The sequence below is a fragment of the Rhodococcus sp. NPDC003348 genome (genome assembly GCF_053589375.1).
In genome coordinates this window covers 53,504-75,482 of the sequence record NZ_JBSFRT010000005.1, presented here as the reverse complement: position 1 = coordinate 75,482, position 21,979 = coordinate 53,504, and the positions used below count along the sequence as shown (strand labels likewise).

General features: G+C 69.9%; 22 protein-coding genes and 1 riboswitch. Of the genes, 10 read left to right on the top strand and 12 right to left on the bottom strand.

Annotated features, from left to right (window positions below):
- Nucleotides 1-47 precede the first annotated feature (47 nt).
- Nucleotides 48-1,262: a radical SAM family heme chaperone HemW gene (gene hemW / locus ACWDU4_RS04885; RefSeq protein WP_450112726.1), complete on the bottom strand. Its 1,215-nt coding sequence runs from the start codon at nucleotides 1,260-1,262 to the stop codon at nucleotides 48-50.
- A gap of 132 nt (nucleotides 1,263-1,394) precedes the next feature.
- Here hemW and ACWDU4_RS04880 point away from each other — a divergent pair, with 132 nt between their 5' ends.
- The 6 genes from ACWDU4_RS04880 (at nucleotide 1,395) to ACWDU4_RS04855 (ending at nucleotide 7,087) form a co-directional block, all read left to right on the top strand.
- Nucleotides 1,395-1,484, top strand: a complete 90-nt coding sequence (locus tag ACWDU4_RS04880) for an Ms4527A family Cys-rich leader peptide (protein WP_450112725.1) — start codon at nucleotides 1,395-1,397, stop codon at nucleotides 1,482-1,484.
- A 136-nt stretch (nucleotides 1,485-1,620) separates the two neighbouring features.
- Entirely contained in the window at nucleotides 1,621-3,342 is a 1,722-nt protein-coding gene (locus ACWDU4_RS04875; RefSeq protein ID WP_450112724.1) for a nitrite/sulfite reductase, read from the top strand.
- Nucleotides 3,339-4,088 carry a phosphoadenylyl-sulfate reductase gene (locus ACWDU4_RS04870; protein ID WP_450112723.1) on the top strand — a complete coding sequence of 250 codons (750 nt, stop codon included), beginning with the start codon at nucleotides 3,339-3,341 and terminating at the stop codon, nucleotides 4,086-4,088. The genes ACWDU4_RS04875 and ACWDU4_RS04870 overlap by 4 nt, the downstream gene beginning before the upstream one ends.
- Nucleotides 4,085-5,020: a sulfate adenylyltransferase subunit CysD gene (cysD, locus tag ACWDU4_RS04865; protein WP_450112722.1), complete on the top strand. Its 936-nt coding sequence runs from the start codon at nucleotides 4,085-4,087 to the stop codon at nucleotides 5,018-5,020. The genes ACWDU4_RS04870 and cysD overlap by 4 nt, the downstream gene beginning before the upstream one ends.
- Before the next feature lie 2 nt (nucleotides 5,021-5,022).
- Complete coding sequence (locus ACWDU4_RS04860) at nucleotides 5,023-6,309, top strand: sulfate adenylyltransferase subunit 1 (RefSeq protein WP_450112721.1); 1,287 nt, start codon at nucleotides 5,023-5,025, stop codon at nucleotides 6,307-6,309.
- A gap of 31 nt (nucleotides 6,310-6,340) precedes the next feature.
- The gene (locus tag ACWDU4_RS04855) at nucleotides 6,341-7,087 is read left to right on the top strand and encodes a sirohydrochlorin chelatase (protein ID WP_450112859.1); all 747 of its coding nucleotides are present in this window, start codon (nucleotides 6,341-6,343) and stop codon (nucleotides 7,085-7,087) included.
- 33 nt (nucleotides 7,088-7,120) lie between these two features.
- On the opposite strand, the gene ACWDU4_RS04850 is transcribed toward ACWDU4_RS04855, so the two are convergent.
- The 8 genes from ACWDU4_RS04850 to ACWDU4_RS04815 form a co-directional block, all read right to left on the bottom strand.
- On the bottom strand, nucleotides 7,121-8,275 hold the full coding sequence (locus ACWDU4_RS04850) for a THUMP-like domain-containing protein (protein WP_450112720.1): 1,155 nt from the start codon (nucleotides 8,273-8,275) through the stop codon (nucleotides 7,121-7,123).
- A 7-nt stretch (nucleotides 8,276-8,282) separates the two neighbouring features.
- Nucleotides 8,283-9,269: a class I SAM-dependent methyltransferase gene (locus tag ACWDU4_RS04845; protein ID WP_450112719.1), complete on the bottom strand. Its 987-nt coding sequence runs from the start codon at nucleotides 9,267-9,269 to the stop codon at nucleotides 8,283-8,285.
- Between the two features lie 98 nt (nucleotides 9,270-9,367).
- The gene (locus tag ACWDU4_RS04840) at nucleotides 9,368-10,147 is read right to left on the bottom strand and encodes an enoyl-CoA hydratase/isomerase family protein (protein ID WP_450112718.1); all 780 of its coding nucleotides are present in this window, start codon (nucleotides 10,145-10,147) and stop codon (nucleotides 9,368-9,370) included.
- A gap of 140 nt (nucleotides 10,148-10,287) precedes the next feature.
- Nucleotides 10,288-11,097 carry an NUDIX hydrolase gene (locus ACWDU4_RS04835; protein ID WP_450112717.1) on the bottom strand — a complete coding sequence of 270 codons (810 nt, stop codon included), beginning with the start codon at nucleotides 11,095-11,097 and terminating at the stop codon, nucleotides 10,288-10,290.
- 70 nt (nucleotides 11,098-11,167) lie between these two features.
- Nucleotides 11,168-11,998: an ABC transporter ATP-binding protein gene (locus ACWDU4_RS04830; RefSeq protein ID WP_450112716.1), complete on the bottom strand. Its 831-nt coding sequence runs from the start codon at nucleotides 11,996-11,998 to the stop codon at nucleotides 11,168-11,170.
- A 55-nt stretch (nucleotides 11,999-12,053) separates the two neighbouring features.
- On the bottom strand, nucleotides 12,054-12,668 hold the full coding sequence (locus ACWDU4_RS04825) for a thiaminase II/PqqC family protein (RefSeq protein WP_450112715.1): 615 nt from the start codon (nucleotides 12,666-12,668) through the stop codon (nucleotides 12,054-12,056).
- Nucleotides 12,665-13,270: a TenA family protein gene (locus ACWDU4_RS04820; protein WP_450112714.1), complete on the bottom strand. Its 606-nt coding sequence runs from the start codon at nucleotides 13,268-13,270 to the stop codon at nucleotides 12,665-12,667. The genes ACWDU4_RS04825 and ACWDU4_RS04820 overlap by 4 nt, the downstream gene beginning before the upstream one ends.
- Nucleotides 13,267-14,610: a purine-cytosine permease family protein gene (locus ACWDU4_RS04815; RefSeq protein WP_450112713.1), complete on the bottom strand. Its 1,344-nt coding sequence runs from the start codon at nucleotides 14,608-14,610 to the stop codon at nucleotides 13,267-13,269. Before ACWDU4_RS04815 ends, ACWDU4_RS04820 begins: the two co-directional genes overlap by 4 nt.
- A riboswitch (TPP riboswitch) is annotated at nucleotides 14,602-14,712 on the bottom strand. (Overlaps the previous gene by 9 nt.)
- A 248-nt stretch (nucleotides 14,713-14,960) precedes the next feature.
- On the opposite strand from ACWDU4_RS04815, the gene ACWDU4_RS04810 reads away from it, so the two are divergent.
- The 3 genes from ACWDU4_RS04810 to ACWDU4_RS04800 all read left to right on the top strand — a co-directional run bounded on the left by ACWDU4_RS04810 (nucleotide 14,961) and on the right by ACWDU4_RS04800 (nucleotide 17,599).
- Nucleotides 14,961-15,776, top strand: coding sequence for an ABC transporter permease (locus ACWDU4_RS04810; protein WP_450112712.1), 816 nt, complete (start codon nucleotides 14,961-14,963; stop codon nucleotides 15,774-15,776).
- A 13-nt stretch (nucleotides 15,777-15,789) separates the two neighbouring features.
- Nucleotides 15,790-16,530 (top strand): ABC transporter ATP-binding protein, encoded by a 741-nt coding sequence (locus tag ACWDU4_RS04805; RefSeq protein ID WP_450112711.1) that lies wholly within the window; start codon nucleotides 15,790-15,792, stop codon nucleotides 16,528-16,530.
- Nucleotides 16,531-16,594: 64 nt separating this feature from the next.
- Nucleotides 16,595-17,599: an ABC transporter substrate-binding protein gene (locus ACWDU4_RS04800; RefSeq protein ID WP_450112710.1), complete on the top strand. Its 1,005-nt coding sequence runs from the start codon at nucleotides 16,595-16,597 to the stop codon at nucleotides 17,597-17,599.
- A gap of 24 nt (nucleotides 17,600-17,623) precedes the next feature.
- Here ACWDU4_RS04800 and ACWDU4_RS04795 read toward each other — a convergent pair whose 3' ends face one another.
- The 3 genes from ACWDU4_RS04795 to ctaD all read right to left on the bottom strand — a co-directional run bounded on the left by ACWDU4_RS04795 (nucleotide 17,624) and on the right by ctaD (nucleotide 21,473).
- Nucleotides 17,624-18,373 carry an aminoacyl-tRNA hydrolase gene (locus ACWDU4_RS04795; protein WP_450112709.1) on the bottom strand — a complete coding sequence of 250 codons (750 nt, stop codon included), beginning with the start codon at nucleotides 18,371-18,373 and terminating at the stop codon, nucleotides 17,624-17,626.
- A complete protein-coding gene (gene serB / locus ACWDU4_RS04790) occupies nucleotides 18,373-19,593 on the bottom strand; it encodes a phosphoserine phosphatase SerB (RefSeq protein ID WP_450112858.1) in 1,221 nt (406 codons plus the stop codon). Before serB ends, ACWDU4_RS04795 begins: the two co-directional genes overlap by 1 nt.
- A gap of 149 nt (nucleotides 19,594-19,742) precedes the next feature.
- Complete coding sequence (gene ctaD / locus ACWDU4_RS04785) at nucleotides 19,743-21,473, bottom strand: aa3-type cytochrome oxidase subunit I (protein WP_450112708.1); 1,731 nt, start codon at nucleotides 21,471-21,473, stop codon at nucleotides 19,743-19,745.
- Nucleotides 21,474-21,826: 353 nt separating this feature from the next.
- On the opposite strand from ctaD, the gene ACWDU4_RS04780 reads away from it, so the two are divergent.
- A complete protein-coding gene (locus ACWDU4_RS04780) occupies nucleotides 21,827-21,958 on the top strand; it encodes a hypothetical protein (protein WP_450112707.1) in 132 nt (43 codons plus the stop codon).
- The last annotated feature ends 21 nt before the right edge of the window (nucleotides 21,959-21,979 follow it).

Sequence of the window (21,979 nt, the reverse complement as noted above, 5' to 3'; positions counted from 1 at the left end):
GCAACGACCCGGCGGCGACTCACCCTCCCGAATGGCGAAAAGTCCACTCACGCAACGATGTCGCGGATCACCCCGTCGGCGAGCAACCGCCCGCGATCGGTCAGCACCAGCCGATCGGCATCCGCCACCGCGAGCCCGTCCTCGACGACCCGCGCGGCCGCCGCGCGTTCGCTGTCCGACAGCTCGGACAGCGGCAGCCCGGTCCGCAGGCGGACACTCAACATCACCCGTTCGACGTGCCGATCCTCGGCGGTGAGGACCTCGCTGTCCGCGACCGGCAGCACACCGGATGCCAACCGGTCCGCGTAACGGGCCGGATGCTTGACGTTCCACCAGCGCACGCCGCCCACGTGACTGTGCGCGCCGGGCCCGGCGCCCCACCAGTCCCCGCCGTCCCAGTACCCGATGTTGTGCCTGCAGGCGGACTTCTCACCGGCCGCCCAGTTCGACACCTCGTACCAGTGCAGGCCCGCGTCGGCGAGCCGAGCGTCGATGCGCTCGTAGCGAGCGGCGAGGACGTCGTCGTCGGGAGCGGGAAGTTCGCCGCGGCGCACCCGGCGGGCCAGGGCGGTGCCGTCCTCGACGATCAGCGCGTAGGCGGAGACATGGTCGACGCCCGCGGAGAGCACCGCATCCAGGGTGGCGTCGAGATCCGCGTCGCGTTCGCCGGGGGTGCCGTAGATCATGTCGAGGTTGACGTGCTCGAACCCGGCCGCACGCGCCTCCCGGGCCGCCGCGACAGCCCGGCCCGGGGTGTGGGTGCGATCGAGGATCCGCAACACGTGCTGCGCGGCGGACTGCATTCCGAGCGACACCCGCGTGAACCCGGCGTCGCGGATCGCCGTGAAGAACTCCGGCGACGTGGACTCCGGGTTGGACTCGGTGGTCACCTCCGCGCCGACGGCCAGACCGAAGCTGGCACGCACCGCGTCGAGCACCTCGGCCAGCCCGTCGCCGCCGAGCAGCGACGGAGTGCCGCCTCCGACGAACACCGTCTGCGCCGCGGGCACCGCTCGGCCGTCGCGGCCGAGCATCGCGGCGCCGGCGTCGAGCTCGCGGCGCAACCCCTCGAGCCACGACTGCGGTGACGCGGAGGTGCCGAGCTCGCCCGCGGTGTAGGTGTTGAAGTCGCAGTAGCCGCAGCGGGTGGCGCAGAACGGGACATGGACGTAGATACCGAACGGCCGCGAACCGACACCGACCAGCGCGTCGTCGGGCAGTGCGAACTCCGCCGCGGCCGGCTCGGTAAGGGGTGTACTCACCCCTCCAGTGTTCCACCGACCCGGGAGTGACCCATCCCACACCGGCCGCTGCCCTGCGCATTTCCCCCCAATCCGGGGGAAATGTCCGCCGGGGTGTCGGAATCGGCGGTGTGATCTGGCACAATCGTCGGCGTGACCGGACTTGGGATTGTGCTCGTGGCTCGCCGCCATGTCGATCTCAAGCGCGTCTGTAGCTGTTGCTGTCTTCCCTCTTCTGCGTAGACGCATTCCCAGCACCCCGCCAGTCCCGGCCGGTCTCGAATGTGGGCAACGCGGGGACAGCCCTCCCCGCCTCAGCCATGCCCCGGTAGACCGGCGCCCGTAAAGATCCACCTGAAGCAGATCTTGGAGCGCCCTGATGTCGCAGTCCGTCGACTCGTCACCCCCCGCGGATACCGAGGCCGCACCCCGCGCCCGCACCCCGCGGCCGGTCAAGCGTCGCTCCGAGGGCCAGTGGGCCCTCGGCTACCGCGAGCCGCTCAACGCCAACGAGCAGACCAAGAAGGACGACAACCCCCTCAACGTCCGCGCCCGCATCGAGGACATCTACTCGAAGCAGGGTTTCGACAGCATCGACAAGTCCGACCTGCGCGGCCGCATGCGGTGGTGGGGCCTCTACACGCAGCGCGAGCAGGGCTACGACGGCACCTACACCGGTGACGAGAACATCGACCTGCTCGAGGCCCGGTACTTCATGATGCGCGTGCGTTGCGACGCCGGCGCCCTGAACGTCGAGCAGCTGCGCACCCTCGGCGGCATCTCCACCGAGTTCGGCCGCGACACCGCCGACCTGTCCGACCGGGAGAACGTCCAGTACCACTGGATCGAGATCGAGAACGTCCCGGAGATCTGGCGCCGCCTCGAGTCCGTCGGCCTCAAGACCACCGAGGCGTGCGGCGACTGCCCGCGCGTCGTCCTCGGCTCCCCCCTGGCCGGCGAGTCGCTGGACGAGATCCTCGACCCGACCCCGGCGATCGACGAGATCGTCCGCCGCTACATCGGCGACCCCGCCTACTCGAACCTGCCGCGCAAGTTCAAGACCGCGATCTCCGGCCAGCAGGACGTGGTCCACGAGATCAACGACGTCGCGTTCATCGGCGTCAACCACCCCGAGCACGGACCCGGACTCGACCTCTGGGTCGGCGGCGGCCTGTCCACCAACCCGATGCTGGCGCAGCGGGTCGGGGTGTGGGTGCCGCTGGACGAGGTGCCGGACGTGTGGGAGGCGGTCGTCTCGATCTTCCGCGACTACGGCTACCGGCGCCTGCGCAGCAAGGCGCGGCTGAAGTTCCTGATCAAGGACTGGGGCATCGAGAAGTTCCGCGAGGTGCTCGAGACCGAGTACCTGAAGCGGAAGCTGATCGACGGCCCCGCCCCGGAGAAGCCGGCCCGTCCGATCGACCACATCGGCGTGCAGAAGCTGCGCAACGGGCTCAACGCCATCGGCTTCTCCCCCATCGCAGGCCGGGTCTCGGGCACCATCCTGACCAAGGTGGCGGACGCGGTGGCCGCCGTCGGCTCCGACCGCGTCCGCTTCACCCCGTACCAGAAGCTGATCGTGCTCGACGTGCCCGACGACAAGGTCGAATGGCTGATCGACGAGCTCAAACCTCTTGGTCTGCACGGACGGCCGTCGCACTGGCGGCGGAACCTGCTGGCGTGCAGTGGCATCGAGTTCTGCAAGCTGTCCTTCACCGAGACCCGCAAGCGGTCCCAGGTGCTCGCGCCGGAACTCGAGGAGCGGCTGGCAGACATCAACGCCTCCCTCGACGTGCCGATCACGGTGAACATCAACGGCTGCCCCAACTCGTGCGGCCGCTCCCAGATCGCGGACATCGGGTTCAAGGGCCAGCTGGTCGACGACGGCGAGGGCAACCAGATCGAGGGCTTCCAGGTGCATCTGGGCGGCAGCCTCGGCCTCGACGCCGCGTTCGGCCGCAAGCTGCGCCAGCACAAGGTGACCAGCGAAGAGCTGGGCGACTACATCGAGCGCGTGGTGCGGCAGTTCGTCAAGCACCGCAACGAGGGCGAACGGTTCGCCGAATGGGCAGTCCGTGCGGACGAGGAGGATTTGCGATGACAACAGGTCTCGACCTGACCGACGCCACCGAGGCCGATCTCCGCGACCTTGCCGCGCAGGGGGCGGCAAGTCTCGACGGCGCGTCCGCCGAGGAACTCCTGCGCTGGACCGAGGACACCTTCGGGGCGGCGAGCGTAGCGACGGGGAATCAGCGCAGCCAGTACATCGTCGCGTCGAACATGCAGGACGGGGTGCTCGTGCACCTGGCGGCGCAGGTGCATCCCGGCGTCGACGTGCTGTTCCTCGACACCGGCTACCACTTCGCCGAGACGATCGGCACCCGCGACGCCGTCGAGGCCGTCTACGGGGTCAACGTGATCAACGCCAAGGCCGAGCAGACGGTCGCCGAACAGGATGCCCTGCTGGGCAAGGACCTCTTCGCCCGCGACGCCAACGAGTGCTGCCGGCTGCGGAAGGTGGTGCCGCTGAAGAACACCCTCGCCGGATACAAGGCGTGGGTCACCGGCATCCGCCGCGTCGAGGCACCCACCCGGGCCAACGCACCGCTGATCTCGTACGACGAGGGCTTCGGCCTGGTGAAGATCAACCCGATCGCCGCCTGGTCCGACGAGGACATGCAGAACTACATCGACAGGCACGGCATCCTCGTCAATCCGCTCGTCGACGAGGGTTATCCGTCCATCGGGTGCGCGCCCTGCACCTCCAAGCCAGCTCCCGGCTCCGATCCGCGCAGCGGACGTTGGGCCGGCAACTCCAAGACAGAATGCGGGTTGCACGCCTCATGACTGCTGAACTGACCGACATCCGACCGCTTCTGGACGGCGCCGACTTCGACACCCTCGCGGCCCTCGAATCCGAAGCCATCCACATCTTCCGCGAGGTCGCCGGCGAGTTCGAGCGCCCGGTGATCCTGTTCTCCGGCGGCAAGGACTCCACGGTGCTCCTGCACCTGGCGATCAAGGCGTTCTGGCCGGCCCCGATCCCGTTCGCGCTGCTGCACGTCGACACCGGGCACAACCTGCCCGAGGTGCTGGCGTTCCGGGACCACGTCGTCGAGAAGTACAACCTGCGCCTGCACGTGGCCAACGTCGAGGACTACCTCGCCGACGGCCGGCTCACGGAGCGGCCCGACGGCGTCCGCAACCCGCTGCAGACCGTGCCGCTGCTCGACGCGATCGCCGAGCACCGCTTCGACGCGATCTTCGGTGGCGGGCGCCGGGACGAGGAGCGCTCGCGGGCCAAGGAGCGGATCTTCTCGCTGCGCGACTCGTTCGGCCGCTGGGACCCGAAGAAGCAGCGCCCGGAGCTGTGGAACCTGTACAACGGCAAGCACTCCCCCGGCGAGCAGGTGCGGGTGTTCCCGCTGAGCAACTTCACCGAGCTCGACATCTGGCGCTACATCGCCCGCGACGACATCGAACTGGCGAGCATCTACTACGCCCACCAGCGCGAGGTGTACCAGCGCGACGGCATGTGGATGACCTCCGGCGTGTGGGGCGGACCGCGCGAGGGCGAGCAGGTGCAGACCCTGTCGGTGCGCTACCGCACCGTCGGTGACGGCTCCACCACCGGCGCGGTGCTGTCCGAGGCCGCCGACAACGACGCCATCCTGGCCGAGGTCGCGGCGTCGCGGCTGACCGAGCGCGGCGCAACGCGCGGCGACGACCGAGTTTCCGAGGCGGCCATGGAAGACCGCAAGCGAGAGGGCTACTTCTGATCATGAGCGACCTGTTGCGCCTGGCTACGGCCGGCAGCGTCGACGACGGCAAGTCCACCCTGGTGGGCCGGCTGCTGTACGACACGAAATCCGTTCTGGCCGACCAGATCGACGCCGTCACCCGCGCGTCGGTCGACAAGGGCCTCGACACCCCCGACCTCTCGCTGCTGGTCGACGGCCTGCGCGCCGAACGCGAGCAGGGCATCACCATCGACGTCGCGTACCGGTACTTCGCCACCCCGAAGCGCAGCTTCGTGCTGGCGGACACCCCCGGTCACGTCCAGTACACCCGCAACACCGTCTCGGGCGCCTCGACCGCGCAGCTGGTGGTTCTGCTCGTCGACGCCCGCAAGGGTGTGATCTCGCAGACCCGCAAGCACGCGGCCGTCCTCGCGTTGCTCGGTGTGCCGAAGCTGGTGCTGGCCGTCAACAAGATCGACCTCGTCGAGGATCCGGCGACGGTGTTCGCGGACATCTCCCGCGAGTTCAACGAGCTGACCTCGTCGCTGGGCTGGGCGGACGAGGACGTCGTGGAGATCCCGGTCTCCGCGCTGCACGGCGACAACGTGGCCGTGCGCTCGGAGAACACCCCGTACTACGACGGTCCGACGCTGATCGAGCACCTCGAGTCGGTTCCGGTCGATTCCGAGCCGCACCGTGTGGGCCTGCGCTTCCCGGTGCAGTACGTGATCCGGCCGCGCACCGCCGAGTTCCCCGACTACCGCGGGTACGCAGGCCAGGTCGCCGCGGGCGAGGTCCGCCCGGGTGACGAGGTCGTGGTGCTGCCGTCCGGCATCCGCACCACCGTCGCGCGGGTCGACACCGCGGACGGGGAGCTCGCCGCCGCGCACGCGGGCCGCAGCGTCACGCTGGTGCTCGAGGACGAGGTCGACATCTCCCGCGGCGACACCATCGCCTCGCCGCAGGACGCCCCGGAGCCGCTGGGCGAGTTCGAGGCGACCGTGTGCTGGCTGGCCGAGAAGCCGCTGCACCCCGGTGCCCGGCTGCTGCTCAAACACGGCACCCGCACCACGCAGGCCATCGTCGGCGCCATTGTCGAGCGGTTCGACGAGCAGGAGCTGACCACGGAGCCGAGCCCGGCATCGTTGCAGCTCAACGAGATCGGCAAGATCTCGGTGCGCGTCGCGGAGCCGATCGTCGCGGACGACTACCGCGTGAACCGGCACACCGGGAGTTTCCTGCTGATCGACCCGGCCGGTGGCAACACCCTCGCTGCCGGGCTGGTCGGCGACGCGATCGCCGCCGTCGAACTGGGCGAGCGGGTCTAGCTCGGTGACACCGCCCCTGATCGCCGCGGCGGTGCCGCCGATGATCCTCGTCGCCCACGGCAGCCGCGACCCGCGCTCGGCGCGGTCCGTCGCGGCGGCCGTGGCGGCGGTCAGGGGCGCCCGGCCGGATCTCGACGTCCGGCTCTGCTTCCTCGACCTGTCCGCCCCGTCGGTGGACCAGGTCGTCGACACCGTCGCCGCGGAGGGCCATTCGTCGGCCGTGGTCGTGCCGTTGTTGCTGGGCAACGCCTTCCACGCCCGCGTGGACCTGCCGGGACTGCTCGCGGCCGCGCGGGCGCGGCACCGCGGCCTGGATCTGGTGCAGGCCGACGTCCTCGGCGACGACGACCGCCTCGTCGGCGCGGTCCGGGACCGTGTGCGCACTGCCGGCGTCGCGCTCGACGACCCGCAGGTCGGGGTGGTGCTCGCCGCGGTCGGCTCGTCCCGCGCCGAGGCCAACGACCGCACCGCCGCAATCGCGCCACGGCTGCTCGCGGGCACGTCGTGGTCCGGTGCGCGGGCATGCTTCGCGACCACCGATCCGTCGCTGTCGCAGGCGGTCTCACGACTGCGGGCGGACGGTGCGCGGCGCATCGTCGTCGCCCCCTGGTTCCTGGCACCCGGGCTGCTCACGGACCGCATCGACACTGCGACGGACGCGGTGGCCCCGGATGCGCTGCGCGCCGGCGTGATCGGCGACCATCCACTGCTCGTGGAGGTCGTGCTGGATCGGTACCGCGAGGGCCTCGAGCTCGTCGCGACCACCCGCGCCGCCTGACACCGCTTCGCCGGCACCCGCCCGCAGGGAGAGTTACGCGCGGGCGCCGGGCTCGCAGACGAACGCCGTGGGCGTGCGGCCGATCCGCGTGAGCACGACGCTCAGCGAGCGGCCGCCCTTCAGTTTGAGCTTGGGCCGCAGCACCGCCGGGTCGACGTCGACACCGCGGACCAGGATCTCCGCGACACCGCAGTCCATGCGGGTCAGTTCCTGACGCAGCGCCTTCTCGGAGTACTTGAGCTGCGCCAGAATCCGGAAGCCGCGCACCCCCGTCGGAACCGTGTCGCCGGTGAGGTAGGCGATCCGCGGGTCGAGCTGCCAGAGCCCGTGCCGGGCGGCGTAGTGCCGTACCAGCCCGGCCCGCACCACGGCACCGTCCGGGTCGACGATCCACTCCCCCGGCTCCCTTTCCGGGATCTCGTCCGGTTCGGCGTCGGTGATCTCCCAGCCGGTGCCGTCGGCGGCGAGGACCGTCGCACGCCGGTGCACCCCGGCGCCCGCCAGACCCGGCGACCACAGGCATGCCTCACGCACCCCGCCGGACAGGGAGACGATCTCCACCTCGCCGTCCCAGCCCAGCTGGTCGTAGTCCAGGCCGGGTGCACACTTGACCGCGATGTCACGTCCGGAGTACACGTCCAGCAGGTCCGGCAGCGGCGGCATCAGCGCGGCCGGGTCGTGCCTGCGTTTGCCCCCGGACCGCCGGGCGGGGTCGGCAAGCACGACCGTGCCACGACTGCACGGCGCCAGCGCGTCCGCGCGGATCACGGTGGCTCCGGGCACGTTCCACGCCGCCATCGCGAGGCGGACGGGGTCGAGATCGCTGCCGAGCACCACGCCCGCGATCCCGACGAGCGCGGACAGTTCCGCCCCGATGGAACAGGTGACGTCGTGCACGTCCCGGCCGGCGAGCCGCAGCGCCCGCCGGCCCGCGACCACCGTCGGTGTGGCCTGCTGCAACGCGTCGTCGGTGAGCAGCCAGTCGTGTCCGGCGAGCTTGCCCTCGGCGCGACGTCGCAGCAGCACCGTCTCGACGAGCGCACCGGCCCGGTCCCCGAAACGCGTACGCACCCGGCCGATGTCGGCCAGGTGCGTACGCGGCGAGAACTCCAGACGATCCACCTCGGCGAGGTCGGCGGCGGCGGCGCTCAGATACCGGACATCCGAGGTGGTGAAGTCGTATCCCACCGGTGAGTCAGGACTCCTTCTCGCCCGGCTTCACGCCGGTGATCATCGCGTTGTAGAAGAAGCCGCGAGGGACGACGCGCTTCATGATCTTCTCGTCCACCCAGCTCAGGGCCTTGAAGCCACCGAACGCGAACTTGGCCCAGTTCCAGCCGAGCTTCCCCTCGGGCACCGCGGCCTCGAAGGTGCGCACAGGCCATCCGAGCATCGCGGCCGTGAACTCCTCGGTGGCTGCGTGCACCTGCACCGCCCCGGCGGAACGCGCCATCTTCTCGAGGTCGTCCGGGTCGAAGGTGTGGATGTCGACGACCGCCTCGAGCGCTGCGGCACGGGAGGACTCGTCGAGTTCGGCCTGCGGGCGACGCCAGCCCTGCAGCGGACCCAGCTTCGTGACGTTCGTGGTCACGTACCAGGTGGCACGGCTGAGCCAGCGGGCGTAGAAGTCGCCGACCGTGGTCGGCTCACCGGCGAACACGAAGCGCCCGCCGGGCTTGAGCACCCGGATGACCTCGCGCAGCGACTGCTCGACGTCCGGAATGTGGTGCAGGACGGCGTGCCCGACGACGAGGTCGAAGGTGTTGTCGTCGTAAGGGATCCGCTCCGCGTCGGCCACCCGGCCGTCGACCGGCAGGCCCAGGCCCTCGGCGTTGCGCAGCGCGACCTTGACCATGCCCGGCGACAGGTCGGTGACCGACCCGGTCTTCGCGACGCCGCCCTGCATCAGGTTGAGCAGGAAGAAGCCGGTGCCACAGCCCAGTTCGAGCGCCCGCTCGTACGGCAGCGGCTGGTCCCCCGCGACCGCGTCGAAACGCCCGCGGGCGTATTCGATACAGCGCTCGTCGTACGAGATGGACCACTTCTCGTCGTAGGTCTCGGCCTCCCAGTCGTGGTAGAGGACCTGGGCCAGCTTGGTGTCCTTGAGCGCCGCCTCGACCTCTTCGGCCGTGGCGTGCGGGTTCGGCGCCGGGTCGACGCCGTTGTTCGGGCTTGCAGTCATGGAGGAGAGCCTACCCTGCAGTAAGCAATGAACAAGTTCTAGTTTTTCAAATTCCCGGGCCCCGGGCGGCACGCCACGCACCGCCCGGGACACCGGCGTCACTTGCCGACGAACTTCGCCTTGCCGGGGCCGTTCTCGATGAACGAGGCCATGCCGATGGTCCGGTCCTCGGTCGCGAACAGGGCGGCGAACTGGGCGGCCTCGATCTTCAGGCCGGTGTTCAGATCGGTGTCCAGCCCCTGGTCGATGGACGCCTTCGCGGCGGCCAGCGCACGGGAGGCGCCCCCCACGAACTGCGACGCCCACGTACGGGCGGCGTTGTACACCTCGTCGGGGGCGACCATCTCGTCGATCAGGCCGATCTGCAGCGCCTCCTCGGCGCCGACGAAACGGCCGGTGAACACCATGTCCTTCGCCTTGGCCGGGCCGATCAGCCGAGCCAGGCGCTGGGTGCCGCCGCCGCCGGGGATGACGCCGAGCAGCACCTCGGGGACACCGACCTTGGCGTTGTCGCCGGCGATCCGCCGATCCGCGCCGAGCGCGATCTCGAGTCCGCCGCCGAGCGCGTAGCCGGTGATCGCGGCGACCGTCGGCTTCGGGATGTCGGCGATCGCGCCGAGCGCCGACTGCAGTTCACCGGCGATCGGAGCCATGTCGGCATAGGTCATCTCCGCCATCTCCTTGATGTCCGCGCCGGCCGCGAACACCTTCTCGCCGCCGTACACGATGACGGCCTTGACCTCGTCGTTTACGGTGGCCTCACGTGCCGCCGCCCGCAGCTCCTCCTGCAGCTGACGATTCAGGGCGTTCATCGGGGGACGGGCCAGTCGGATGGTGCCGATGCCGTCGGAAACTTCGAGGGTTACGAACTCAGCCATGAGCGGAAGGCTACCGCCTGCGCCTGAACCGAATCCCGGCGGCGCCACCGCTCGCTCCGAACCCCATCCGACGGCGCTACCGCTTGCTCCGAACCCAATCCGACGGCGCTACCGCTTGCTCCGAACCCAATCCGACGGCGCTACCGGTTGCTCCAGGGATGGACTCCGGCGGCGTAGTAGGGGTCCTGCCCCGGGAAGCGCACCCGCAGCTGACCTTCCTCCTGGTAGAGCGTCGGCAGGATCCGCGGGATCTCCGGTTCGGCCGCGAGAACCGCATCCACCGACCCGAACTCGGCGATCGACCGGAGCTGCGTCCACGTCGGCGGCAGCAGCATCGTCCTGCCTGTCCGCCAATCGGCGATCGCTTCCTCGGGCGTCTGCCACGCGACCTCGGCGGCCTCCGACGTCTCGCCGTCCGCGGTCTGTCCCGTCGGCGCGGCGGCGACGAAGAAGCGGGTGTCGTAGCGGCGGTGCTCACCGACCGGGGTGATCCAGTTCGCCCACGGGCGAAGCAGATCCGCGCGCAGCACCAGGCCCTCCCGGGAGAGGAACTCGCTGAACGAGAACTCCCGCGCCTCGAGCTGCTTGCGCGCCTGCGCGTAGCCGGCGGTGTCGGCGACGACCGTGTCCGCGGTCGGGCCGGCGAGCAGGACCCCGCACTCCTCGAACGTCTCCCGCACCGCCGCGCAGACCAACGCCTTCGCCCGCGCCTCGTCGACCCCGAACCGCTCGGCCCACCACGACACCGGGGGCCCGGCCCACGCGACGTCCGCGGTCGCGTCCTGCGGGTCGACGCCGCCGCCGGGGAACACCGTCATCCCGCCTGCGAAGGCCATGCCGGCCACGCGGCGCAGCAGGAACACCTCCGGACCGGACGCGCCGTCGCGCACCAGGATGACGGTAGAGGCGTCCTTCACCGAGACGTCGGGATGCAGTTCGTTCGAAGCCATGTGACGCAACTTACGCCCCGCGAACCACCCTCCACCGTCAGCCCCTCCCCGACATGGGAAGGGGGTGGGGTCAGCGGCGGTGCTGGCCGGGCAGGCGGCTGCGGCGGGCGAAGAACCGGCCGTCGACGCGGTCGAGGGCGATGGATTGGCTGAACGCGGTGGTCAGGTTCTCGGCGGTGATGACGTCGTCGATCAGACCCTGCGCGACCACCTCACCCTCCTTCAGGAGCAGGGCGTGCGTGAAGCCCGGCGGGATCTCCTCCACGTGGTGGGTGATCAGCACGGTCGCCGGCGCATCCGGGTCCGCGGCCAGGTCACCGAGGCGGGCGACGAGTTCCTCGCGGCCACCGAGGTCGAGGCCGGCGGCGGGCTCGTCCAGCAGCAGCAGTTCGGGGTCGGTCATCAGTGCCCGGGCGATCAGCACCCGCTTGCGCTCGCCCTCGGAGAGGGTGCCGTAGGTGCGATCGGACAGGTGCTCGGCGCCGATGCTCTCGAGGATCTCCACCGCACGGTCGGTGTCCATCGCCTCGTATCGCTCACGCCAGCGGCCGAGGACGGCGTAGCCGGCGGAGACGACGAGGTCCTTGACCAGTTCGTCGGCGGGCACCCGGTGTGCGAGCGCCGAGGACGACAACCCGATCCGGGGCTTGAGTTCGTTGACGTCGACCCGTCCGAGTGTCTCGCCGAGCAGATTCGCATTGCCCGACGTCGGGTGGACCTCGCCTGCGGCGATGCGCAGCAACGAGGTCTTGCCCGCACCGTTCGGGCCGAGCACGACCCACCTCTCGTCGAGCTCCACCTTCCAGGTCACCGGACCCACCAGGGTCACGCCGCCACGGCGGATCAGGACGTCGTCGAAGTCGATGAGCAGATCGGGATCAGGTTCGGACACGGCAGTCATCTTCCCGCACCGGTGTTGCGGGAGTGAAACGGGATCAGAAGCGCGTGTCGCGGGGTCACACCAGCGCGTCCCAGAACTGCTCCTCGAACACCGCGACCCGCCCGAACGCGGTGCGCTGCGCGTCGGTGGGTTCTCCCTCCCCGAGCAACGCCCCCAGGTCCTCGACGTACGTGGCGAACGGCGCCGCGCTCCAGTTGTCGATGAACTCGCGGTACCGCGACTCGGCGTCGGCGGCACGTTGCCGCACGGTCGTCCAGGCGTCCAGGTAGGCCTTCTCGATCCCGTACAGCACGGCGGACGCGACGTCGTAGCCGTCGTGCAGGCTCGCCAGCATGAACGAGGTGTATGCGATGCACCCGTCGCTCGGCCGGTGCCCGTGTCGATCCAGACCTCGCCGCTCGAGCTCCGCACGAAACAGGTCGAGCTCCGAAGTCAGAGCGGCGATTCCGCCCGCGATGACGTCCCGGGAACGCTCGTCGGGGGCGAGGCTGAGCACCCCGCCGAGGAACCGCCGGAACTCGACGACGAAGGCGTGGTCCTCGAGCAACCAGCGGTCGAAGGCCGCCTCCGGCAGGGTGCCGTCCGCGGTGGCGAGCACGAACGGGTGCTCCGCCGACCGCTGCCACCGCTGCGCCTCGCCCAACAGCAGGGCCTGCGCCGTCGTACTCACCGCGCGTCCCAGAACGCGAGCTCGTGCCGCATCGCCGTCATGAACGCCTCCTCCGCGACCGCCGCGTCCGGCGCCGCCTCGTCCAGCATCTCCGCACACCGGTCGGCGAGCGCCGCGAATCCCGGATCCGCGTAGGTGTCCACCCAGCGGCGGTAGCGGGGATCGGCGGGCGGGTCCTGCGCGAGGGCAAGGCCCAGCTGCGAGTACCCCCACATGCACGGCAGCAGCGCCGCCAGCCCACGCCCGTAGTCCGCGGCCGACTCGAGCAGGAACTCGGTGTACGCCGCGCACTGCGGGCTCTTGACCGCGGTGCCGAAGTCCGCACCGAACGGCTCGGACAGCTCTCGGTGCAGACTCAACTCCTCGTGCAGCGTCGAGTGCGCCAGGTCCACCAGATAGCCGAGGTGCCCGTCGGGGGCCTGCCACGCCAGGCGCGCGAACACCCGGGTGTAGTCGAGCAGGTACAGGTAGTCCTGCTCGAGCCAGCCGCGGAACAGTGCCGGATCCAGGTCGCCGCGCGCGATCCCCACGACCGTGGGGTGGGCGAGCTGCTCCGCGAGCAGCGCCCGCCCCTTCTCCTGCAGTCGGGACGAGAGAGTCACGCCCGCACCACCTTTCGCTTGTCGATCAGGCCGAGCAGCAACGCCAGCCCGGCGGCGACCACCAACGCGGCGAGCGACGCGGACCAGCCGGAGGCCGGGATCCCCAGCGACGACTGCAGATTCGTCCACCAGCGCGTCCAGCCGGCACCGAAGCCGGTGAAGTAGGTCGGCGTCACCAGCTGGTAGACGACGAACCCGGCGACCCACGGCACCAACATCACCCAGCGGGTGGGCGACTGGGCCGACACGTCCCAGTGGCCGCGCCGGAGCAGGTAGAACGACGCCAGGAAGGTTCCGGTCAGCGGCACGAACACGGCACCGATCAGGAACAGGAACGGCTCGTAGCTGTACGCGTCGACCGTCAGCGCGAGCAGTGTCGCGACCACGCCGACCCCGATCACGAGGAATCGGCGGTCCAGGTTCGGTCGCAGGTTCTGCGCACTGATCGCGGTGGAGTAGATGTTCGCGAACGCCTCGTCGACCTCGTCGACGAGCAGGATCAGCAGCGCAACCCCCGCCAGCGGCAGGACCAGCAGGCTGCCGATCACCTCGAAGCCGGGTTCGAGCCCGAACGCGACGAACGCCAGGACGCCGAGCGCGAAGAAGGCGACCGTGGCGCCGCCGTAGCCGACAGTGGCGCCGAGGAACGCCGCCCGTGGGGACCGCGAGTGCCGGGCGTAGTCGGCTGCCAACGGAACCCAGGAGATCGGCATCGCGATCACCAGGTCGACGCTGGTCCAGAACCCGGCGAAGCTGCCCTCGGTCAGCGACGGCAGATCCTTCATCAGCACGTTCACCAGCAGGTACACCGTGGACGCGAGCGCCGCCCAGACCGCATACCGGGCCAGGATCTTGACCACCCGCAGCGGGTACAGCGCCATCACCGTCGCCAGCACACCGCCGAGCAGCACGAACGGCCACCGCTGCCACCCGGTCAGCCGGGCCGCGGTCTCCGCGATCACGAACACCTCGAAGGTCGCCCAACCGACACACTGCACCAGGTTCAGCACCGTCGGCAGCGCGGAGAGCCGGGTACCGAGCAAGCCGCGCATCATCACCATCGCGGGGGCGCCGACCGAGGCGCCGGCAGCCGCACACAGCCCGAGCAACGCCGACCCGATCAGCGCACCGACGACCACCGCGAGCAGCGTGGCGAGCAGCGACTGTCCCTGCAGCACCGCGAACGTCGCAGCGACCGGCAGCAGCAGGGAGATTCCGAGATTGCCCCACAGGCCGACCTGCGCGCCGAATCCCAGGGTGCGGGTTGGTGATTCGTCCAGGGTGAAGGACGGCTCGGCCTGAGCCGACCCCGGTGACGGACGTGTCGGTACGACGGACATCGCACTGCTCCCTACGCCGGAATGACCCGGATCAGGTGTGACGGTCGGAGCAGCCGTGCTCCCTCTCAGCCCTACGACGCCAGGGCTCCCGTGCTGGATGGACGACGCTCACACTAGGCCGTCGTCACGGCGCAGTCCAAGCCGCCCCCTGCCCCACAAGAACGCCGACCCGGCTGCGCCCATCGAGCCGACCCGGCTGCCCAACCCGAGCCGACCCGCCTGCCCACCCCGAGCCGACCCGGCTGCGCGACGGTATCGCTCGCGCTGATTCCAAACCTTCCCGACGTCGGCCCGCCCGCGCACCATGACGCCCTGACCCGCCGTGTGCGGGGCCATCAGAGGGGGTTCCGTTGTCCGTGACCACTGCCGCAGAGGCGCCGGTTGCGCCGTCCGCCGGGTCGCAGGCGCACCACCGCCGCCACGGTCTGCTGCGGGCGCTTGCACCGCTCACGCTGCTGCTCGTCTGGCAGATCGGCAGCCGGACCGGACTGCTGTCCGAGCGGGTGTTGCCCGCGCCGTCGGTGATCCTCGAGGCCGGCGTCGAGGTCTTTCGTTCCGGCGCGCTGACCGACGCCCTGCTCGTGTCCGGGCAGCGGGTCCTGATCGGGTTCGCGCTCGGCGCCGTGCTTGGCGTCGGCTTCGGCGTCGTCGCCGGTATCGGCCGGATCGGCGAGTACATCGTGGATCCGCCGTTGCAGATGCTACGAACCGTACCGCTGTTCGGCCTGATCCCGCTGTTCATCATCTGGTTCGGCATCGGGGAGGAACCCAAGGTCTTCCTCATCGCGCTCGGCGTTGCATTTCCCCTGTACCTCAACACCTTTGCCGGGATCCGCCAGCTGGACCCGAAGCTCCTCGAACTCGGCCAGGTGTTGCGGCTGAGCCGGACCGAGCGGCTGCGCCGGTTGGTGATCCCCGGTGCGCTGCCGCACATCCTGGTCGGGTTGCGTCAGAGCCTCGGCGTGGCATGGCTCTCGCTGATCGTCGCCGAGCAGATCAACGCCGGCAAGGGTCTCGGGTACATCGTGAACAACGCGCGCGAGTTCCTGCGCACCGACATCGTCATCTTCGGACTGCTCGTGTACGGACTGCTCGGGCTGGTCACGGATGCACTGGTACGCGGGCTGGAGCGGCGGGCGCTGCGCTGGCAGCCCGCCGCGGCCTGAGGAGGACCACGTCATGACAGACACCATCACCGCCTCACCGGTGTCCACGGCTCCGGCCGCCCGAGTCACCGGTCTGCGGAAGAACTTCGGTGGCCGGCCCGTACTCGACGGGATCGACCTCGAGATCCGCCGCGGCGAGATCGTCGCCCTGCTCGGACGCAGCGGATCGGGCAAGTCGACTCTGCTGCGGGCCCTGGCAGGCCTGTCCGGCGACCACGAGGGGCAGGTCACCACCGACGGATACCCCACCGTCGTCTTCCAGGAACCCCGGCTGGTCCCGTGGCTCGACGTGACCACGAACGTCGAACTCGGCCTGCCCGACCCCCGCCGTGGTCCGGGACGCCGTGACCGGGCGGCCCGGGTGCTCGGCGAGGTCGGTCTCGGGCATCGCCGGGACGCGTGGCCGTTGACGCTGTCCGGCGGCGAGGCGCAGCGAGCAGCCCTGGCCCGGGCGCTGGTCGCGGAACCGACGCTGCTGCTGCTCGACGAGCCGTTCGGTGCGTTGGACGCGCTGACCCGGCTCTCGGTGCACGACCTGTTGCTCGGCCTGTTCACCGAGCACGGATTCGGCGTCCTCCTCGTGACCCACGACGTGACCGAGGCGGTGGCACTGGCCGACCGGGCCCTGATTCTGGACGGCGGCCGCATCGCCCACGAGGTGCCGATCGCCCTGCCCCGCCCGCGCAGACGCGCCACCGCCGAGACCGCCGAGTACTCCGCCCGACTGCTCGAACTGCTCGGCGTACCCACCTGAGCCCGACTCCACCGCCGCCGTTTCCCACCGCCGACCGCTCCTCACCGAAACAGGACCACACCCAATGAAACTCAGCACCTTCGGCCGTCGACGACTCGTCGGACTGGCCGCGATCACCGCCACCGCGCTGGCACTCACCGCGTGCGGCGGATCCGACGGCGACGCCACCGAAGCGGCAGCGACCGGACCGGTGGACCTGTCCACCGTCACCCTCGAGGTCGGTGACCAGAAGGCCACCTCCATCGAGGTTCTGCTGCGCGCGTCGGGACAGCTCGAGAACCTGCCCTACAAGATCGAGTTCTCCTCGTTCACCGCGGGACTGCCGCTGATCGAGGCCGCGAGCGCCGGCGGCATCGACCTCGCCCAGACCGGCAACACCCCGGTGATCTTCGGTGCCGCGTCGAAGGCGGACATCAAGATCGTCGGAGCGCTCGAGGCGACCGGTGAGGGCGACGCGATCCTGGTCGGCAAGGATTCCCCGGCGACGTCGGTGGCGGATCTGAAGGGCAAGAAGATCGCGACGTTCAAGGGCAGCTCGGCGCACGCGAACCTGCTGCTGCAGCTGCAGAAGGCGGGTCTGGACCGCACCGACGTCGAGACGGTGTTCCTCTCCCCCGCCGACGGATACACCTCGCTGACCAAGGGCGACGTGGACGCCTGGGCGACATGGGATCCGTACACCGCGATCGCCGAGAAGGAATCCGGCGCGCGGGTGATCGCGACCGCCGACCAGGCCGCCAACGGCTACAACTTCTGGGCCGCGTCCGGCGCCGCCCTCGACGATCCGGGCAAGACCGCGGCCGTCGACGACTTCCTCGGCCGCTACGCCGCGGCGACCGCGTGGTCGCAGGACAACCTCGACGAATGGTCCGCGAAGTACGCCGAACTCACCTCGATCAGCCCCGACGCGTCGCGAACCACCTGGACCCGGTCGATCAAGCAGCCGATTCCACTGACCGATGCCGTGGTGGCCTCCGAGCAGGAGATCGCCGACGCGTTCACCGCGGCCGGGGAACTGCCGGGCACGGTCGACTTCGCCGGGGCGGTCGACCGGAGGTTCGAGGGCTAGGACGCCGCTCCCCGGCCGGACGGGTCAGAGGACGGCGATGACCGTCATCGACCCGGGTGCGACCTCGGTGAATCCGGCGTCACGTACCGCCACTGCCCGTCCGGCGTCGACCTCCGCGGCCAACGCGGACCAGCGCTGCGGGTCGGCGTCGCGGACCGAGCAGCGGAAGCCGTTCGCGGCCCATTCCGCCGCCTGCCGGGCGCTCATGGCACCGGCCAGCAGCATCGCCGCGTGCCCGACCTGGGCGGCGGCCTTGCCGACGGTCATTCCGAGTTCGGCGTTCAACCACAGCACCGGCACGCCTGCGACGGGGTCGCCCGGGTCGTCGTGGTCGAGATCGGTGCCCCCGATCTGCAGTTTGCGGATCCGCGTGTCGAGGGCGCCGACCGGTCCTGGCACGAAGGCCCGGGCCTGCGCACCGTCGACCTCCACGGTCACCCCGTCGACATCCTGCGCGGCCAACCACTGCGCACCGCGCGCGCGACGGGCCACCTTCCGGATCCGGGCGTCGGTCCAGGCGAGGTAGTCGCGCCGCCACGGCCCCGCCTCACCGTCCGGTCCGACCCCGACGCGCTCGTCGAGGCACAGCGCTGCGGTCGCGGCGGCCGCCGCCTCCAGCAGCGCACTCCGAGCGGGCGGGTCGACCTTCGGGATGTGCAGCACCAGCGGCATCGCCAGCACCTGCGCCGGATCGTCCGGGTCGGGCCGGTGCCCGTAACCCGCCGCGAGGACCGCGTGCCGGGCCGCGAAATGGGCGTCGAGTTCGGGCACCATCAGAGCGGCACTCGGCGCACCAGCCCGTCGACGGCGTCGGCTGCCTCGACCTCGTCGCGGGTCACACCGAGCACGAACAGCACCGCGTCGAGGAACGGGTGCGAGAGCGCGGTGTCGGCGACCTCGCGCAGCGCGGGCTTGGCGTTGAACGCGACACCGAGACCGGCGGCATTGAGCATGTCGATGTCGTTGGCGCCGTCTCCGACTGCCACGGTCTGTTCCAGCGGCACACCGACCTGGGCGGCGAACTTGCGCAGCGCGACGGCCTTCGCGGCCCGGTCGACCACGTCGCCGACAACCCGTCCGGTGAGCTTGCCGTCGACGATCTCGAGGGTGTTGGCCTCGACGAAGTCCAGTTCGAGCTCGTGCGCGAGACCTTCGATCACCTGACGGAATCCACCGGACACGACGCCGCAGTGGAATCCGAGGCGGCGCAGCGTCCGGATCGTGGTGCGGGCGCCGGGGGTCAGCTCCAGCGCCCGGCCGACCTCGTCGATCACCGACGCGTCGAGACCCGCGAGGGTCGCCACCCGCTGGTGCAGGGATTCGGTGAAGTCGATCTCGCCGCGCATCGCGGACTCGGTGACCTCGCGGACCTTGTCCTCGACGCCGGCGTGGGCGGCGAGCATCTCGATGACCTCGCCCTGCACGAGGGTGGAGTCGACGTCGAACACGATGAGCCGCTTGGCCCGGCGCGCGAGCCCGGCCCGTTCCACGGCGATGTCGACGGACTCGACCATCGCCAGCTCGGAGAGCCCGGTGCGCAGCCGTCCGTCCGTCTCGCCGCTGGTGTCGGCCGCGGTGACCATCAGTTCGAGGCCGGTCACCGGGTAGTCGGCGACGCCACGAATGGAGTCGATGTTGGCGCCCTGCTTGGCCAGTTCCCGCGCGATGTGACTGAAGGAGCGGGCGGTGACCGGGCTGCCGAGCACCACGACGGCATGCGTCGACGGCGCGACACGATCCCCGGCGTCGGCGCCGATCTCGACGTCCACGGCCATTCCGACCGTGGCCATGGCGTCCTCGAGCGCCTCCTGCAGCGCCTCCGGGTCCGCCGGGCACTCGACGAGCACACCGAGCGTCAACCGTCCACGGATGACCACCTGCTCGACGTCGAGCAGGCTGACCTGGTGGCGCGACAGCGCGGCCAGCAGCACCGAGGTGACACCGGGCCGGTCCTTACCCGTCACCGTGACCAGAACCGTGGTCCCCGACTTCATCGAGGCATCCGAACCCACCGAGAATCTCCCTCCATCCCGCGGGCGCAGCCACGGGTATCGCCATTCATTGTGCCAATCGTGCTCGCGTGGCAAACCAAAGGCCCCGCCCGAATCTCGGGCGGGGCCTCGTGGTCACGCGTGTGCGACGCCTAGTGCGCGTCCTCCAGGACCGCGGTGGCGTGCTTGTGGCCGGGGCCGACGTGCGCCTCGGCGCGCATCCGCTCGACCATGTGCGGGTAGTGCAGCTCGAACGCCGGGCGTTCGGAGCGGATCCGGGGCAGCTCGGTGAAGTTGTGCCGCGGCGGCGGGCAGGTGGTGGCCCACTCGAGCGAGTTGCCGTAGCCCCACGGGTCGTCGACGGTGACGACCTCGCCGTAGCGGTAGCTCTTGAAGACGTTCCACAGGAACGGCAGCGTCGAGGCCCCGAGGACGAACGCGCCGATCGTGGAGACCGTGTTCAGCGTGGTGAAGCCATCGGAGGGCAGGTAGTCGGCGTAGCGACGCGGCATGCCCTCGTTGCCGAGCCAGTGCTGCACCAGGAAGGTGGTGTGGAAGCCGAGGAACGTCAGCCAGAAGTGCCACTTCGCGAGGCGCTCGTCCATCATCCGTCCGGTCATCTTCGGGAACCAGAAGTAGATGCCGGCGTAGGTGGCGAACACGATGGTGCCGAAGAGCACGTAGTGGAAGTGCGCGATGACGAAGTACGTGTCACTGACGTGGAAGTCGATCGGCGGGCTGGCGAGCAGGACGCCCGAGAGTCCACCGAAGAGGAACGTGACGATGAAGCCGACGGAGAACAGCATCGGCGATTCGAATGTCAGCTGCCCCTTCCACATTGTGCCGATCCAGTTGAAGAACTTCACGCCGGTCGGGACCGCGATCAGGAACGTCATGAACGAGAAGAACGGCAGCAGGATGGCGCCGGTGGCGTACATGTGGTGCGCCCACACCGCGATGGACAGGGCCGCGATGCCGAGGGTGGCGTACACCAGGCCGCTGTAACCGAAGATCGGCTTGCGCGAGAAGACCGGGAAGATCTCCGAGACGATGCCGAAGAACGGCAGCGCGATGATGTACACCTCGGGGTGGCCGAAGAACCAGAACAGGTGCTGCCACAGAATGACGCCACCGTTGGCGGGGTCGAAGAGGTGAGCGCCGAACTGGCGATCGACGAACACGCCGAGCAGCGCCGCGGTCAGCAGCGGGAAGGCGAGCAGGATCAGGACGCTGGTCACCAGGATGTTCCAGGTGAAGATCGGCATCCGGAACATGGTCATGCCGGGGGCGCGCAGGCACACCACCGTGGTGATCATGTTCACGCCACCGAGGATGGTGCCGAGGCCACTGACGCCAAGGCCCAGAATCCACAGGTCGGCGCCGACGCCGGGCGAGTGCACCGCGTCGGTCAGCGGCGCGTATGCGGTCCAGCCGAAGTCGGCGGCACCACCCGGGGTGATGAAGCCTGCGGTCGCGACGGTGGAGCCGAACAGGTACAGCCAGTAGCTGAAGGCGTTCAGACGCGGGAACGCGACGTCGGGGGCGCCGATCTGCAGCGGCAGGATGTAGTTGGCGAAACCGAAGACGATCGGCGTCGCGTACATCAGCAGCATGAGCGTGCCGTGCATGGTGAACAGCTGGTTGAACTGCTCGTTCGACAGGAACTGCAGACCCGGGACCGCGAGCTCCGAACGCATCAGCAGGGCCATCAGACCGCCGATGAGGAAGAACGCGAACGACGTCACCATGTACATGATCCCGAGCACCTTGGGATCCGTAGTGGTGATCATCTTGTAGATGTACGAGCCCTTGGGTCCCAGTCTCGCCGGGAACGGCCGTTTGGCCGTTAGCTCTGGGACTGGCTGGGGCGCTACGGCAGTCACTGATCCTCCTGAATGTGCCCTTGGTCGCTCCGCAGGCTCGCTCAGGACGTCCATCTCGGGCTGCGAGACGAACATCCTCATGGCTTGCGCTCTGAGGAATCGTAGACCGTCGCCCCGCGATCCGCGGAGCCGGTCCTACCCACTGTCGTACTTCGTGTCAGTTCCCGCCATCTGTTCTCCTCTGACCAGGGACGACGGCGGCGGCCCCGCGACGCGCCGGGGACCCACACTCCCGGCCGGGACCGCGCCGGACGCACCGCGGACGGTCGGCGCACCGACCTCACGACACAGGGACAACCCGATCGATCGTTAAGGTTTCCCTTGCCTAACCCGACATCCTCGCAACCGATCGAATGGGATATGTCACACACCGGGCCGACGGGCTGCCCGACCGTCCCGGTGACACCCGCACCGAGTACGCCGGCGATGCGGTCACCGTCGGCGACCTCGCCGAGGCCTTCGGGGTCGACCCGCAGCGCGGATAGTCTCGTCGTGCCCCACCCCGA